Genomic DNA, 15,271 nt, shown 5'->3' with positions numbered 1-15,271 from the left:
ATTCCCGAAATACGTTTCTCTTGAATACCCGACGCAGCCCTCTCTGCGCCAGAGTGATTGCGAAAGTGTCATCGTAAACCGCGCGGCGCAAAATGTGGTTCGGTCTTTGCGTTCTGAGTTCGACAGGAGATTGCCCCGATATGTCCCGACATCCTTTTGCACTGCTTCTTCCAGACGAAAGTGACCGGATGGATCGGGCGGCGGCCAGCATTTTGCCTTCCACGCTTCTGATGGAAAATGCCGGGTGGGCTGTTGCCCGCGTGATCCAAAGCCGATTTTCGCCCTGTCGTGTCACTGTGGCCTGCGGTCCGGGGAATAATGGTAGCGATGGTTATGTCGTTGCGCGCCATCTTGCGCATCAGGGCTGGCCGGTCTGTGTGGCCGCACTCTCCAGTCCGAAGGCAGGAACACCAGCAGCGGAAATGGCTGCGCGATGGACGGGCCTTACGGTTCCATTTTCGGTTAAAGAAATGGAGCGGGCGGATCTGGTGGTGGATGCGGTCTTCGGTTCGGGACTGAAGCGACCGGTTTCGGACGAGATCGCCTCCGTACTGGCCGCTGCTCGGCGTGTCGTGGCGATCGATGTGCCCAGCGGCGTTTCGGGTGCGTCGGGTGAAATTCTGGGTCGGGCGCGCGATTGCCTCCTCACCGTGACCTTTGTGCGCTTACGTCCCGGCCACGTTCTGCAGCCGGGCGCTGGTCTGTGTGGCGAAGTGATCTGCGCCGATATTGGGATGCCTGAGCGTGCATGGGAGGGAATTGCACCGACCGTGCAGCATAACGATCCTGGCCTGTGGAGCCTGCCCGTCTCGGGTGAGGGCGATTACAAATATCGTCGCGGGGTCGTCAGTCTGTGTGGTGGGGCCCAGATGCCGGGCGCGGCCCGTCTTGCAGCGGCAGCGGCCCGACGAAGCGGCGCGGGACTGGTCCGGATTTCAGCGGGCGAGGGGGCGCCAGCCTATCGACTCGGCGCCCCCGGTTTGGTTGTGGACGCTGAACCGCTTTCCGAGCTGCTGGAAGATGCTCGGCGCAAAGTGTGGATCTGCGGGCCCGGCCTGACCGAAAATGAAGCCGCAACGACCCTGCCGCAGCTTCTGGAGGCCGGTCGTACGGTGATTGCCGATGCCGGGGCGCTGGCTTGGGGAGCGAAGGATCTGTCCCGCCTGGAAGGTGTTGCAGCCATCACGCCGCATATCGGCGAGTTTCGCAAACTGTTCGGGCCTGTCGAAGGAAGTCGCCTCGATGCGGCGCGTATGGCGGCAAAACGCCTTGCTGCCGTCGTTGTCATGAAGGGGCCGGATACCATTATCGCGGCCCCTGACGGACGGATTGCCATCAATAATCATGCGTCTTCCGCTCTTGCGACCGCAGGCTCGGGAGATACGCTAACGGGTGTGATCGCTGCATTGCTCGCTGCGGGAATGGACGTCTGGGAAGGCTGTTGTGCAGGCGTCTGGCTGCATGGAGAAGCCGGGATCGAGGCCGGGAAAGCCCATGGTGGCTGGCCTGTGGCAGAAGATCTGGACCTGCCTCTTGGGGCGGCCCGTGCCACCGCCACACGCCTTGCGCAGGAGGCCGGACGCAAAAAGGCGGTCGGCTCCCTGTTGTGAAGTCGCGTTTCATGCGCTAAAGGCCGCGCTTCCGAGGTTCGGTAACACGAGCCAGGAAGCCGAGCGCTGCGGGCGTGGTGAAATTGGTAGACACGCCAGATTTAGGTTCTGGTGGCGCAAGTCGTGGGGGTTCAAGTCCCTCCGCCCGCACCAACCCGGCTTCCCGAGAAAGAGATTTGACCAACCTACCGACCGAGAGGATCGCCTGGCTCATGCAGGTTACGCCCACGCTCAACGAAGGACTTAAGCGCGCCTTCACCGTCGTTGTCCCGTCTGCTGACCTGCAGGCCCGTCGCGATGCACGACTCGCTGAAGTCGCCAAGACGATCAAACTTCCGGGCTTCCGTCCGGGCAAGGTGCCGGCCTCCCTCGTCAAGCAGCGTTACAGCGATTCCGTGAATGCGGAACTGCTGGAAGAAGTCATCAACGACGCCACGACCAAGCTGTTCGCAGAGCAGAACGTCCGCCCGGCGATGCAGCCGAAGGTCGAAGTGGTTTCCGCCATCGAAGACGGCAAGGATCTCGAATTCAAGGTTGAGACCGAAGTTCTCCCGGAAATCGAAGTTCCCGACCTGTCCGGCCTGAAGCTGACGCGCCTTGGCGCCAAGGTCAGCGAAGAGACCGTTGAGAAGGCCCTGAACGACGTTGCCCGTCGCAGCCGCAAGTTCGAGACGATCGAAGAAGACCGCGCAGCCGCTCAGGGCGATGTCGTCTGCGTTGACTTCGTGGGTAAGCTGGACGGTACGCCGTTCGACGGTGGCACGGCTGACGACGTGAATGTCGAAATCGGTGGCGAAGGCTTCATCCCCGGCTTCGCCGAGCAGATGGAAGGCATGAAGGCTGGCGAAGAGCGCGTCATCAACGTGACGTTCCCCGCCGACTATCAGGCCGAAGAACTGGCCGGCAAGGCCGTGACCTTCGACATCAAGGCGAAGTCCCTGAAGAAGGCCGTTGATCCGGCCATCGATGACGAGCTTGCCAAGACGATCGGTTTCGAGAACCTCGAACAGATCCGCAAGATCATCACGGAACAGGCTGAAGGCGAATACCAGCAGCTGTCGCGTCTGCGCATCAAGCGCGATCTTCTGGACGCGCTGTCCGAGAAGACGGACTTCGAAGCGCCGTCCAGCATGGTTGACGCCGAGTTCAACCAGATCTGGGCCCGCGTCGAGGAAGACCGCAAGGCCGGTCGTCTGGACGAGGAAGATGCTGGTAAGGACGAAGACACTCTCAAGGCCGATTACCGTCGTATTGCCGAGCGTCGCGTGAAGCTGGGTCTGCTGCTGGCTGAAATCGGCCGCAAGCAGGAAATCCAGGTTTCCCGTGAAGAGCTTCTGGGTGCGATGCAGCAGGAAGCCCAGCGTTATCCGGGTCAGGAACAGATGGTTTTCGAGTTCTTCTCCAAGAACCCGCAGGCCGTTGAAGGGCTCCGTGGCCCGATTCTGGAAAACAAGGTCGTCGATTACCTGATCGAGCTGGCCGACGTCACCGACAAGGACGTGACGCCGGAAGAACTGGCAGAAATCCCGCCCGCCGAACTCTGATCTTTCGGCGTGGGAACCAGCGGGCACTCTTCGGGGTGCCCGTTTTTTCCTGCCTGCTCCCTTTGACGGAACGCCATGTCGGGTCCATGTTAGGGAGTAGAAGAAAGCCCATCGGGCATTGAGGAACAGACAGCATGGCCATTCGGGATCGTGATCCCCTCGAGGTGTTGAGCAACTCTCTGGTGCCGATGGTGGTCGAGCAGACTGCCCGCGGAGAGCGCGCTTTCGACATCTTTTCGCGTCTCCTTCAGGAGCGCATCATTTTCCTGACCGGACCCGTTTACGATCAGGTCTCCTCCCTGATCTGCGCGCAGCTTCTCTATCTTGAGAGCGTCAATCCTACCAAGGAAATCTCGTTTTATATCAACAGCCCGGGCGGTGTCGTTTCCGCCGGTCTCGCGATCTATGACACCATGCAGTACATCCGCTGCCCGGTCAGCACGGTCTGCATCGGTCAGGCTGCCTCCATGGGGTCGCTGCTGCTCGCAGGTGGCGAGAAAGGGCATCGTTACGCCCTTCCGAATGCGCGCGTGATGGTCCACCAGCCGTCTGGCGGTGCGCAGGGACAGGCTTCGGACATCGAGATTCAGGCCCGCGAAATTCTCATCATCCGTCAGCGGCTGAATGAGATTTATCGCGAGCATACCGGTCAGACGCTGGAACAGATCGAACAGAAGCTCGAACGTGACAGCTATCTTTCGGCGCATGAAGCCCGCGAATTCGGCCTGATCGACAAGGTCGTCGAGCGTAATCCGCATGAGACGACAGCAGACCCGAGTTAAGGCGTTTCCAGTACGGGGAGCAGTTCTCCTCTTGGAACTGAAAAGCGGCATTTCGATGTGCCGCTTTTCGTGTCTTGGGGCTTTCAGGCTCCGGGGTTGCCGAAGGCTTTGACCTCGGCCTAAAGTTAAAGTTCTTTCGCATGTCTGCTGCGTGAATGCGGCCATGTCGTGCGTAAGGGAAAGGAAGCAGCAGTGAGCAACAAATCCGGCGATTCCAAGAACACCCTGTATTGCTCGTTCTGTGGGAAATCCCAGCACGAAGTCCGTAAGCTGATCGCGGGTCCCACGGTCTTCATCTGCGATGAATGTGTCGAGCTGTGCATGGATATCATCCGTGAAGAGCACAAGACCCATCTTGTGAAGTCGCGTGACGGCGTTCCGACGCCCAAGGAAATCTGCAAGGTTCTTGACGATTATGTGATCGGACAGTTCGAGGCCAAGCGCGCGCTCTCTGTGGCTGTTCACAACCACTACAAGCGCCTCGCCCACGCCGCGAAGAGCACCGATGTCGAGATTGCCAAGTCGAATATCCTGCTGATTGGTCCGACGGGTTCGGGCAAGACCCTGCTCGCCCAGACTCTGGCCCGTATTCTCGACGTTCCTTTCACGATGGCCGACGCCACGACCCTGACCGAAGCCGGTTACGTCGGCGAGGACGTGGAAAACATCATTCTCAAACTGCTCCAGTCCGCCGATTACAATGTGGACAGGGCGCAGCGTGGCATCGTCTATATCGACGAAATCGACAAGATTTCCCGCAAGTCCGACAATCCTTCCATCACGCGTGACGTGTCGGGCGAGGGCGTGCAGCAGGCACTTCTGAAGCTCATGGAAGGCACAGTCGCTTCCGTGCCGCCGCAGGGTGGTCGCAAGCATCCGCAGCAGGAGTTCCTGCAGGTCGATACGACCAATATGCTCTTCATCTGCGGTGGAGCGTTCTCCGGTCTGGACAAGATCATCTCGGCCCGCGGCAAGGGTTCGGGGATCGGGTTCGGCGCGGATGTGCGTTCCGAGGACGAACGGCGTCTGGGAGCCATCCTTCAGAGCGTCGAGCCGGAAGATTTGCTGAAATTCGGCCTTATTCCCGAATTTATCGGCCGTCTGCCGGTCATTGCTGCGCTAAATGATCTGGATGAAGCCGCCCTGATCCAGATCCTGAGCAAGCCTAAGAACGCTCTGGTGAAGCAGTACGGTCGTCTGTTCGAAATGGAAGGCGTCAAGCTGACCTTCACGGATGATGCACTGGCTGCCATCGCTAAGCGTGCCATTGAGCGTAAAACCGGTGCGCGTGGATTGCGCTCGATCCTGGAAAACATCCTGCTCGGTACGATGTTCGATCTTCCCGGCCTTGAAGGGGTCGAAGAAGTCGTCATCAATCGCGAAGTGGCTGAAAGCAAGGCTCAGCCAGTGTATGTTTATGGGAAAGGCAAGTCCGAGCCTGCCGAACAGTCTGCGTAAAAATGGTTTCGGCTCTTGTGCCGGAGCCCTCGGGTTTCGACATAACTGACTGAGGTTGTCCCAATTCGTGCCTCAAAGGCATGAAAGAGATGCGATACCGACGCTGCAAAGCAGGTTGGTATCGCAAGATCGTCCCTCTGGAGATCAAGTGAATGACTGACGATACCAAGCCGAAAACCCGTCGCCGGACAAAAAAAACGGATGACGTGGTTGTTGCCGAAACATCCGTAACGGCCCCCAAAAAGGTCGTTCGTAAGCCTCGCAAGGCTGCTGCACCCACTGTTGTGGAACCCGTTGAGGAGCCTGTGCGTCACGATGTGATGGCCGTTCTGCCATTGCGCAATATCGTGGTCTTCCCCCACATGATCGTGCCGCTATTTGTCGGGCGTGAAAAGTCGGTGAAGGCACTGGAAACCGTGACGCGTGAAAGCAAGCAGATCCTGCTTGTAGCGCAGAAGGATGTCTCTCTGGACGATCCTTCGGTCGATGATATCTACCGTTATGGTACGGTCTCGACCATTCTGCAGTTGCTGAAGCTGCCGGATGGGACCGTGAAGGTTCTGGTCGAGGGGACGCGCCGTGTGCATATCACGCGTCTGTTCGATGTGGACGGACATTTCGAAGCTGAAATCGAAGAAATTCCGGAGGAAGCCGTGGATGCGGCTCCGGGAAGCGAAATCGAGGCGCTGAGCCGCTCAACGGTTTCGCAGTTCGAGCAGTATATCAAGCTCAACAAGAAAATTCCGCCTGAGGTCATGGTCTCGATCAACCAGATCGAGGGTATTTCGAAACTGGCCGACACGATTGCGAGCCACCTGAACCTCAAGATTTCCGAGAAACAGGACATTCTGGAAACGGCGTCTCCAGCACGACGTCTCGAGCAGGTGTTCGCGCATATCGAAACGGAAATTGGCGTTCTTCAGGTCGAGAAGCGCATCCGGAACCGCGTGAAGCGGCAGATGGAAAAGACCCAGCGCGAATATTACCTGAACGAGCAGCTTAAGGCGATCCAGAAGGAACTCGGCGAGGGCGAGGATGGCAAGGACGAAAACTCCGAGCTTGAAGAGAAGATCAACAAGACCCGCCTGAGCCGGGAGGCCAAGGAAAAGGCTCATGCCGAGCTGAAGAAGCTGCGTGGCATGAGCCCGATGTCGGCCGAGAGCACGGTGGTCCGCAACTATCTGGACTGGCTGCTGGGCATTCCCTGGAAGAAGCGCTCGAAGATCACGCGCGAGTTCCAGCATGCTGAAGACGTGCTCGAAGCCGAGCATTACGGTCTGGAAAAGGTCAAGGAACGTATTCTCGAATATCTGGCTGTGCAGACGCGTTCGCAGAAGCTCAAAGGACCGATCCTGTGCCTTGTCGGACCTCCAGGTGTGGGCAAGACCTCTCTGGCGCGTTCCATCGCCAAAGCAACCGGCCGGAACTACATCCGTATGTCACTGGGTGGCGTTCGGGATGAATCCGAAATCCGTGGCCACCGGCGGACATATATCGGCTCCATGCCAGGCAAGATCATTCAGGGCATGAAGAAGGCCCGGACGTCCAATCCGCTCTTTCTGCTTGATGAAATCGACAAGCTGGGCGCTGACTGGCGCGGTGATCCGTCTTCGGCGCTGCTTGAGGTGCTGGATCCGGAACAGAACGCTACGTTTGCCGATCATTATCTTGAAGTGGATTATGATCTGTCGGACGTGATGTTCGTCACGACGGCCAACAGTCTGAACATGCCCCAGCCGCTGCTGGATCGCATGGAGATCATTAACCTCTCTGGCTATACCGAAGATGAGAAAGTGCAGATCGCGCGCCGTCATCTTCTGGGCAAGCAGGCTGAGGCGCATAATCTCAAGCCAGATGAATGGACGGTCACGGATGATACGATCCGCGAACTGATCCGGGCTTATACCCGGGAAGCCGGTGTGCGAAATCTTGAGCGCGAACTTGCCAAGCTGGCGCGCAAGACGGTCAAGGAAATCATCACGACCGGCGTCAAGCATGTCGAGATCACGCCAAAAAACCTCGAGAAATATGCTGGCGTCCGTCGTTTCCGTCATGGTGAGACCGAGACGGAGGATATGGTTGGCGTCGTGACAGGTCTGGCCTGGACGCAGGTTGGCGGCGAGATCCTGACGATCGAAAGCGTGATGGTTCCCGGCAAGGGGAACGTCAAGCAGACCGGCAAGCTTGGCGAAGTTATGCAGGAAAGTATTTCTGCTGCGCTCTCCTATGTCCGTTCGCGGGCTCAGGAATTCGGAATCCGGCCGCCCCTGTTCGAGAAGAGGGATATCCATATCCATCTTCCAGAAGGGGCAACGCCCAAGGACGGTCCGTCTGCCGGTATTGCGCTTGCGACGTCTCTGGTGAGCGTCATGACGCAGATCCCCATCCGCAGGGACGTGGCCATGACGGGTGAGATCACCCTGCGTGGCCGGGTTCTGGAGATCGGCGGGCTCAAGGAGAAGCTGCTGGCCGCCCTGCGGGCAGGGATCAAGACGGTCCTGATTCCCAAGGATAACGAGAAGGATCTGGCGGAGGTGCCGGACAATGTCCGTCACGCACTCAAGATCATTCCCGTGAGCCATGTGGACGAAGTGCTCAAGATTGCGCTGACTCGTATGCCGGAAGCCATTGAATGGGATGAAAATGTTGATCCCATCAGTGAAATAACGGTGGATAAAGCGGCTCCACAGGCACTTCCCCACTAACACGGACGATCTTCTGCGATTCTGGCAGTTGACGCCGGAAAAATCCGCTTCATAGTGCGGCCGCAGATCGAACAAGGCGCCTGAGCCAGAAGGGACTCATTTGAGCCCGGCTCAGGCGCTCTAACACCAGAAAGGCACATCATGGAGAAGCCCCTCAACAAGCAGGAACTGATCGCCGCCGTTGCAGACGCTGCCGATCTTCCGAAGGCAAAGGCCAGCGAAGTTGTCGATGCGGTGTTCAGCACGATCGAAGCGACGCTTGCCAAGAAGCAGGAAGTCCGTCTCGTCGGCTTCGGCAGCTTCGTGACCGCAACGCGTAAGGCCGCCAAGGGCCGTAACCCGCGTACAGGCGAAGAGATCGACATTCCGGCATCCACCTCTGTCCGCTTCAAGCCGGGCAAAGGTCTGAAGGACGCCGTGAGCTGAGAAAGCTCACAAAACGGTTTCGGGTGGCTTTACCGCCATCCGGAACCGTGTATATAGACCTCACAAACATTCTGAGGGCGATTAGCTCAGCGGTAGAGCGTCTCGTTTACACCGAGAGGGTCGGCGGTTCAATCCCGTCATCGCCCACCATTATGAATACAATGCAGCCATGAACTGGCGTTTCGAATACCATGAAACGCTCGGCTCCACTTCCGATCTGTGCAAAATCAGAGCTGAGGCTGGCGAGCCCGAATATCTGGCTATTCAAGCTTTTTCCCAGACATCAGGCCGTGGTACGCGCGGACGAACTTGGACTGATCCGGGGGGAAACCTTGCGATCTCTCTCCTGTTCCGGCCTGCTGAGCCTGTGCCGTTCATAGAAGCTCTTCCATTCCTCACTGCAGTGGCTCTTTACGAGACGGCCGCGCATTTCTGTCCTGCCGCTGTGGGGCCGACGCCTTTCATGGTGAAGTGGCCCAATGATCTGCTGTTGGATGGCCGGAAGATGGCTGGTGTCCTGATCGAGACGGGCGGACCACAGGGCAGGCCGTGGGTTGTCGTGGGAATCGGCGCCAATCTGGCGCAGGCTCCCGAGATCCCCGGTCGCCGTCTCGCCGCGCTTTCCGAAAAAACGGCTGCGCCATCCGCAAAGGCATTTGGCGAAATTCTGGTCGCGCAGATCGAGCGTTGGACCAACATTCTGGCGGTGCAGGGCTTTGCACCGATCCGGGCTGCCTGGCTGGCCCGCGCACACCCCGTTGGGTCGCGGCTTGCGGTTCAGGGTTGTGAAACCTATATTACAGGTTCGTTTTCAGGGCTCGATGCGCAGGGACGCCTGCTGCTCACCCTTCCCAACGGTGAAACCATTCCGGTTGTAACCGGCGATATCCTGCTGGACTGAAGGACCGGACCGCAACGTGCTTCTCGTCATTGATGCTGGAAACACCAACATCGTGTTCGCTGTACACGACGGAGAGTCGTGGCTCGGGCAGTGGCGAATCTCGACGAACGAAGCACGGACGGCGGATGAATATGCGGCCTGGCTTCTGACGCTTTTTGACCGGCGCGGTCTGGATGCGACAAAGATCAGTCGCGCCATTATCGGGACCGTGGTTCCTGTTGCGCTGTATGAACTGCGCCGTTTCTGTCGTGAATGGCTGGATGTCGTGCCTCTTGTCGCCAATGCAAGGCTGGACTGGGGCATTGATGTTCTTGTGGACAATCCGAACGAACTGGGTGCGGACCGGCGTCTGAATGGTCTGGCAGGCCGTGAATTTTATGGCACACCCCTGATCGTTGTTGATTTCGGTACCGCGACGACATTCGATGTGGTCAACACGGCGGGTCAGTTCTGTGGGGGGGCGATTGCTCCGGGTGTGAACCTGTCGATCGACGCGCTGCACCGGGCTGCCGCACGATTGCCCCGCATGAGCATTGGCCGTCCTTCCACGGCGATTGGCCGCAATACGAGTGTTGCGATGCGCTCCGGTCTGTTCTGGGGGTATGTCGGCCTCGTCGAGGGACTAATCCGTCGTATTTCCGATGAAATGGACGCAAAGCCAACAGTGATCGCAACAGGCGGTCTGGCTCCACTGTTCTCTGAGGGAACGCCGCTTTTTGATGTGCTGGCGCCCGATCTGACGCTGGATGGCCTGCGCCTTCTGGCGGACCGCAATACGGGTCCGCCGCTTTCCTATTCCCCTGAGCGCCCGCAGGGCGTTGGGCAATGACTCACGTTTTGATTTTATATCGTATCTGCAAGGAACCATCATGACGGAAACACCGGACGGTCTGTCTTTCCTGCCCTTGGGCGGGACGGGCGAGATCGGCATGAATTTCAATCTCTACTGCCTGACAAAGAATGGTCGCGACACTTGGCTTGCCATCGATTGCGGCATCGGATTTTCGGGCAACGACACACCCGAAGCCGAAGTGCTGATGCCGGACCCGACCTTCATCGCCGATCGCGCACGGGATCTGTGCGGTCTGGTAATTACGCACGCGCATGAAGACCATCTGGGTGCCGTGGCGCATCTGTGGCCGTATCTGCGCTGCCCGGTTTATGCAACGCCGTTTGCGGCGGCTGTTCTGCGGCGCAAATTGCAGGAAGCGCATCTGAACAATCAGGTGAAGATCCATGTCATTCGTCCGGCTTCGCGTTTTGAAGTTGGACCGTTCGATCTTCAGTTTGTGTCCGTCACGCATTCCGTCGCCGAGGCTCAGGCCGTGGCATTGCGGACGCCGCATGGTCTGATCGTGCATACGGGTGACTGGAAGCTGGACGAGAATCCGCTTGTTGGCCCGGTGACGGATCTTGAGACGTTCGGCAAGCTGGGCGACGAAGGCGTTCTGGCTATGGTCGGTGACAGCACCAATGTGCTCAAGCCCGGTAAGTCTGAATCCGAAGCAGACGTCCGCAAGGGCCTGACGGATCTGATTATGGGGCTGGAAGGCCGCATCGCCGTGACGTGCTTCGCCAGTAACGTGGCACGTGTCGAGAGCATCGCTAAGGCGGCTCAGGCTTCGGGGCGTGTGGTCATGATCGTCGGGCGCTCGCTGCGTAACCTTGAGACGGCAGCGCGTGAGTGCGGCTATTTTCAGGACCTGCCGCCGTTCTTGACCGAGCAGGATGCCCGGGACGTGGATGATGACAGCCTGCTGATGATTATCACGGGCAGTCAGGGCGAGCCGCGCTCGGCCCTGTCCAGAATTGCTTCGGACACGCATCCGAACATTGCCCTCGGCGAGGGTGATACGGTGATCTACAGTTCGCGGATGATCCCGGGCAACGAACAGGCCGTCATGGCTGTGCAGGACAATCTGTCGCGCCGTGGCGTGACGGTCCTGACGGACAAGGACGCCAAGGTTCACACGTCCGGCCATGCCACTAGCGAAGACATTCGCACGCTCTATCGGATTGTCCGTCCAAAATACAGCATTCCGACCCACGGCGAATGGCGTCACCTGACGGCTCATGCCGCGCTAGCGCATGAAATGGGTTCCGAGCCGATCCTGCTGGAAGATGGCGATATCCTGAACCTTTCACCGGGTGAGGTGAAGGTTGTTGATACGGCGCCGACGGGCCGTCTGGCTTTGGACGGGGGCCGTCTGCTGCCCATGACGGGTGGTGTTCTGGCGGCGCGTCGCAAGATGCTGTTCAACGGCATCGTGCTGGCCAGCTTTGCCGTCGACGACGAAGGTTATGTCATTGGTGAGCCCAAGATCAGTGCGCCGGGCCTGCTGGAATCCGACGATCCCGAAAGCATCCGGATTCAGGAAGAGTTTGCCGACTCTATCGATCAGATCCCCGACGAACTGCGTCAGGACGATGCAGCCTTCCGGGATGCGGCCAAAACTGCCCTGCGTCGTGCTCTGGGGCGCAAGCTTCAGAAGCGTCCGCTTGTCGATGTTCATCTGCTGCGCGTCTGAGAGAAGTAACACATGCGTTTGACGAAAGCCTTTCAGCCAACGCTGAAGGAAATTCCGGCCGAGGCGCAGATCGCGTCTCACCGCCTGATGCTGCGGGCTGGCCTTGTGCGCCAGACCTCTTCGGGCATCTATGCCTGGCTGCCGGCAGGCCTGCGGGTTCTGCGCAATATCGAGCAGATCGTCCGTGAAGAGCAGGATGCTATCGGCGCACAGGAAGTTCTGATGCCGACGCTTCAGTCCGCCGATCTGTGGCGCCGCTCGGGGCGGTATGACGCTTATGGTCCGGAAATGCTCCGGATTCAGGATCGTCATGGCCGTGATCTGCTGTACGGGCCGACGAACGAGGAAATGATCACGGACATCTTCGGAGCGTCCGTGAAATCCTACAAGGATCTACCCAAGGCGCTTTATCACATCCAGTGGAAGTTCCGTGACGAGGTGCGTCCCCGTTTCGGCGTGATGCGCGGGCGTGAGTTCCTCATGAAGGATGCCTATTCCTTTGATGCGACATACGAGGATGCCGTCGCCAGCTACCGCCGGATGATGCTGTCTTATCTGCGTATCTTCCAGCGTCTGGGTGTTCGGGCTGTTCCGATGGTCGCCGATACGGGGCCGATCGGTGGTGATCTGAGCCACGAATTCCTCGTTCTTGCTCCAACGGGTGAAAGCGGCGTCTTCTTCGATGCCGCACTCGAAGAGCAGGACTGGCTGGGTCGTCCGGTCGATTGTGACGATCACGAAAGTCTCGCCACATTCTTCTCAACCGTGACCGATCATTATGCGGCAACGGACGAAAAGCACGACGAAGCCAAATGGGCCAAAATCCCGGAGGAGCGCAAGCGCGAAGGCCGCGGGATCGAAGTCGGTCATATCTTCTATTTCGGTACGAAGTACACGGAATCGATGGGTATTGAAGTGATCGGCTCTGATGGGGCGTCGTTCCATCCGCAGATGGGGTCTTATGGCATTGGTGTGTCGCGTCTGGTCGGCGCGATCATCGAGGCATCGCATGATGAGGCCGGCATTATCTGGCCCGCATCGGTCGCGCCATATCGTGCGGCAATCCTGAATCTGCGTCAGGGTGATGAGGCCTGCGATGCGATTTGTGAGAGCATTTACGGCACCGATCCTGAGAACCTGTTGTATGATGACCGCTCGGACCGCGCGGGTGTGAAGTTCAACGATGCGGATCTGATGGGACATCCCTGGCAGATCATCGTCGGACCGCGCGGCGCCAAGGAAGGCAAGGTCGAGCTCAAGCAGCGCGTCACGGGCGAGCGGTTTGAACTGTCCGTTGAGGATGCTCTGGCCAAAATCGGGGCCGCCTGATGTTCGGCCGCTTCGAGCGCATGGTGGCGGGACGGTATCTCCGTGCCCGCCGTGGCGAGCGTTTCGCTTCGATCATCGCCATTTTCTCCCTGATCGGGATTGCGCTCGGAGTGGCGACTCTCATCATCGTCATGTCGGTGATGAACGGCTTCAAGGCCGATCTGATGGGACGCATCCTCGGTCTGCACGGTGATCTGACCGTGTATGGCTACGGACGTCCTATCGAAGTTTATGAAAACGACGTGGCCGCCATCCGGCAGGTTCCGGGTGTAAAATCCGTCATTCCCATGGCGCAGGGAACCGTGCTGGTGGAGGCGGGACGTTTTTCGTCCGGAGCGGAAATGCAGGGTGTGTCTCAGCAGTCGCTCCGGGACTGGACGGCGCTGAGTAGCGGGATCATTGCGGGAAGTCTGAACAATTTCACGGGCGATGACGCGGTTGCGATCGGAACGACGATGGCTAATCGGGCCGGGCTGACAATCGGCTCTCCGATCACGCTGCTCTCGCCAGACGGGCAAGCAACGCCGTTCGGAACGATGCCCCGGGTGAAAACCTATCATGTGGCCGTCATTTTCGACGCCAACTGGAACGATTACAATTCCAGCATCGTCCTGATGCCGCTGCCTGCCGCACAGAAATTCCTGATGCTGGGATCTTCGGCAGTTTCCCTCATTCAGGTTTCGACGGATGACCCGTCCAACGTCCAGCCAACGCGCAAGGCGATTGCCGAGCGTTTGGAAGATCCGCGTCTGCGGGTGCTGGACTGGACGCAGAGCGCCAACGGTTTTCTGGATGCTGTTACGGTCGAGCAGAACGTCATGTTCCTGATCCTGACGCTCATCATTCTTGTCGCGGCGTTCAATGTGATTTCGTCGCTGATCATGATGGTCAAAGACAAGACTCGGGATATCGCGGTGCTGCGGACGCTTGGTGCGAGCAGAGGCGCGATCATGCGGATTTTCCTAATGTGCGGCGCATCTGTCGGAATTGTCGGAACCGTAGCAGGGTCCGCGCTGGGGATTGCTTTTGCGCTGAACATTGAGCGGATCCGTCAATGGCTTCAGTCTCTGACGGGAACCAATCTGTTCAACCCGGAAGTCTATTTTCTGGAGCGTCTGCCAGCGAAACTGGTTTGGTCTCAGGTGTGGGAAGTGATCGGAATGTCTCTGGCGCTTTCGCTTCTGGCGACGCTTTATCCATCCTGGCGCGCGGCCAGAACCGATCCGATTGAGGCCCTGCGTCATGAATGACCGTTCAATCGGGGCAAGTGCCCTGCGTCTTGAAGGACTGAAACGCCGTTTCCGGTCGGGCGAAGAGACGCTTGAAATCCTGAGCGGTGCCGAATTCGAGCTTCGGGCTGGCGAAATCGTGGCTCTCGTTGCACCGAGCGGCACTGGAAAATCCACTCTTCTGCATCTTGCAGGTCTGCTGGAAGCGCCGTCTGAAGGGACAGTTTTCGTGGCCGATCGCCCGGCAAGCGGATTGAGCGATACATTACGTACGGCGATCCGGCGGGATCAGATCGGGTTTGTGTATCAGTTCCATCACCTTCTAGGTGAGTTCACGGCCTGCGAAAACGTCATGCTTCCGCAGCTTATTGCTGGCGTGCCCCCGAAGCAGGCTCGCGTACGCGCCAAGGATCTGCTCGGCCGCTTTGGGCTCTCTCATCGCCTTGAATCTCTGCCTGGTCGCCTGTCCGGTGGAGAGCAGCAGCGGACCGCAATTGCGCGTGCGCTGGCCAATCAGCCCAAACTGCTTCTGGCAGACGAACCGACAGGCAATCTGGATATCGGCACGGCGGATCATGTGTTCGGAGAGCTTCTGCGCGTTGTGCGGGAAGAGGGCGCAGCAGCGCTGATTGCCACGCATAACGACGAACTGGCCTCACGAATGGACCGGACCGTGACATTGCGGGATGGGAAACTGGTTTCGCTGTAGGGCACTGAATCGGAGCGACAGGGTTCAAAAACCCCTGCATCCGACGCCCG

At 58.7% G+C, this 15,271-nt stretch carries 12 protein-coding genes and 2 tRNA genes; all 14 read left to right on the top strand.

The genetic code is table 11. The features are described from left to right. Positions 1–140: 140 nt before the first annotated feature. The 14 genes from HKD28_RS07400 to HKD28_RS07335 all read left to right on the top strand — a co-directional run bounded on the left by HKD28_RS07400 (position 141) and on the right by HKD28_RS07335 (position 15,221). Complete coding sequence (locus tag HKD28_RS07400; RefSeq protein WP_194267761.1) at positions 141–1,610, top strand: NAD(P)H-hydrate dehydratase; 1,470 nt, start codon at positions 141–143, stop codon at positions 1,608–1,610. A gap of 68 nt (positions 1,611–1,678) precedes the next feature. Further along, positions 1,679–1,763 (top strand) — tRNA-Leu (locus tag HKD28_RS07395). 59 nt (positions 1,764–1,822) lie between these two features. After that, on the top strand, positions 1,823–3,154 hold the full coding sequence (gene tig, locus HKD28_RS07390) for a trigger factor (RefSeq protein ID WP_194267760.1): 1,332 nt from the start codon (positions 1,823–1,825) through the stop codon (positions 3,152–3,154). A gap of 134 nt (positions 3,155–3,288) precedes the next feature. Beyond that, positions 3,289–3,936 carry an ATP-dependent Clp protease proteolytic subunit gene (locus HKD28_RS07385; protein ID WP_062029672.1) on the top strand — a complete coding sequence of 216 codons (648 nt, stop codon included), beginning with the start codon at positions 3,289–3,291 and terminating at the stop codon, positions 3,934–3,936. A gap of 192 nt (positions 3,937–4,128) precedes the next feature. Next, the gene (gene clpX, locus HKD28_RS07380; RefSeq protein WP_194267759.1) at positions 4,129–5,394 is read left to right on the top strand and encodes an ATP-dependent Clp protease ATP-binding subunit ClpX; all 1,266 of its coding nucleotides are present in this window, start codon (positions 4,129–4,131) and stop codon (positions 5,392–5,394) included. Between the two features lie 152 nt (positions 5,395–5,546). Next, a complete protein-coding gene (lon, locus tag HKD28_RS07375) occupies positions 5,547–8,099 on the top strand; it encodes an endopeptidase La (protein WP_194267758.1) in 2,553 nt (850 codons plus the stop codon). A gap of 141 nt (positions 8,100–8,240) precedes the next feature. Then, complete coding sequence (locus tag HKD28_RS07370) at positions 8,241–8,525, top strand: HU family DNA-binding protein (RefSeq protein WP_011251684.1); 285 nt, start codon at positions 8,241–8,243, stop codon at positions 8,523–8,525. A gap of 75 nt (positions 8,526–8,600) precedes the next feature. Further along, positions 8,601–8,675 (top strand) — tRNA-Val (locus HKD28_RS07365). 19 nt (positions 8,676–8,694) lie between these two features. Continuing rightward, positions 8,695–9,426, top strand: a complete 732-nt coding sequence (locus HKD28_RS07360) for a biotin--[acetyl-CoA-carboxylase] ligase (protein WP_194267757.1) — start codon at positions 8,695–8,697, stop codon at positions 9,424–9,426. Positions 9,427–9,442: 16 nt separating this feature from the next. Beyond that, positions 9,443–10,255, top strand: coding sequence for a type III pantothenate kinase (locus HKD28_RS07355; protein ID WP_194262085.1), 813 nt, complete (start codon positions 9,443–9,445; stop codon positions 10,253–10,255). 40 nt (positions 10,256–10,295) lie between these two features. Continuing rightward, entirely contained in the window at positions 10,296–11,954 is a 1,659-nt protein-coding gene (locus HKD28_RS07350) for a ribonuclease J (protein ID WP_194267756.1), read from the top strand. A 12-nt stretch (positions 11,955–11,966) separates the two neighbouring features. After that, positions 11,967–13,283, top strand: a complete 1,317-nt coding sequence (gene proS / locus HKD28_RS07345) for a proline--tRNA ligase (protein ID WP_194267755.1) — start codon at positions 11,967–11,969, stop codon at positions 13,281–13,283. After that, on the top strand, positions 13,283–14,533 hold the full coding sequence (locus HKD28_RS07340) for a lipoprotein-releasing ABC transporter permease subunit (protein ID WP_194267754.1): 1,251 nt from the start codon (positions 13,283–13,285) through the stop codon (positions 14,531–14,533). Before proS ends, HKD28_RS07340 begins: the two co-directional genes overlap by 1 nt. After that, complete coding sequence (locus HKD28_RS07335; RefSeq protein WP_194267753.1) at positions 14,526–15,221, top strand: ABC transporter ATP-binding protein; 696 nt, start codon at positions 14,526–14,528, stop codon at positions 15,219–15,221. Before HKD28_RS07340 ends, HKD28_RS07335 begins: the two co-directional genes overlap by 8 nt. The last annotated feature ends 50 nt before the right edge of the window (positions 15,222–15,271 follow it).

Origin of the sequence: Gluconobacter cadivus (assembly GCF_015244745.1) — a bacterium.
In the GTDB taxonomy this organism is placed as follows: domain Bacteria; phylum Pseudomonadota; class Alphaproteobacteria; order Acetobacterales; family Acetobacteraceae; genus Gluconobacter; species Gluconobacter cadivus.
Note: the sequence above shows the minus strand (reverse complement) of the source record. Positions and strands in the feature narration are given on the sequence as shown.

What these genes read in the sequence shown, in the direction of transcription:
- HKD28_RS07400 (WP_194267761.1), top strand. Translation starts at nt 141, where the DNA reads ATGTCCCGACATCCTTTTGCACTGCTTCTTCCAGACGAAAGTGACCGG.
- tig (WP_194267760.1), top strand. Translation starts at nt 1,823, where the DNA reads ATGCAGGTTACGCCCACGCTCAACGAAGGACTTAAGCGCGCCTTCACC.
- HKD28_RS07385 (WP_062029672.1), top strand. Translation starts at nt 3,289, where the DNA reads ATGGCCATTCGGGATCGTGATCCCCTCGAGGTGTTGAGCAACTCTCTG.
- lon (WP_194267758.1), top strand. Translation starts at nt 5,547, where the DNA reads ATGACTGACGATACCAAGCCGAAAACCCGTCGCCGGACAAAAAAAACG.
- HKD28_RS07370 (WP_011251684.1), top strand. Translation starts at nt 8,241, where the DNA reads ATGGAGAAGCCCCTCAACAAGCAGGAACTGATCGCCGCCGTTGCAGAC.
- HKD28_RS07360 (WP_194267757.1), top strand. Translation starts at nt 8,695, where the DNA reads ATGAACTGGCGTTTCGAATACCATGAAACGCTCGGCTCCACTTCCGAT.
- HKD28_RS07350 (WP_194267756.1), top strand. Translation starts at nt 10,296, where the DNA reads ATGACGGAAACACCGGACGGTCTGTCTTTCCTGCCCTTGGGCGGGACG.
- proS (WP_194267755.1), top strand. Translation starts at nt 11,967, where the DNA reads ATGCGTTTGACGAAAGCCTTTCAGCCAACGCTGAAGGAAATTCCGGCC.
- HKD28_RS07340 (WP_194267754.1), top strand. Translation starts at nt 13,283, where the DNA reads ATGTTCGGCCGCTTCGAGCGCATGGTGGCGGGACGGTATCTCCGTGCC.
- HKD28_RS07335 (WP_194267753.1), top strand. Translation starts at nt 14,526, where the DNA reads ATGAATGACCGTTCAATCGGGGCAAGTGCCCTGCGTCTTGAAGGACTG.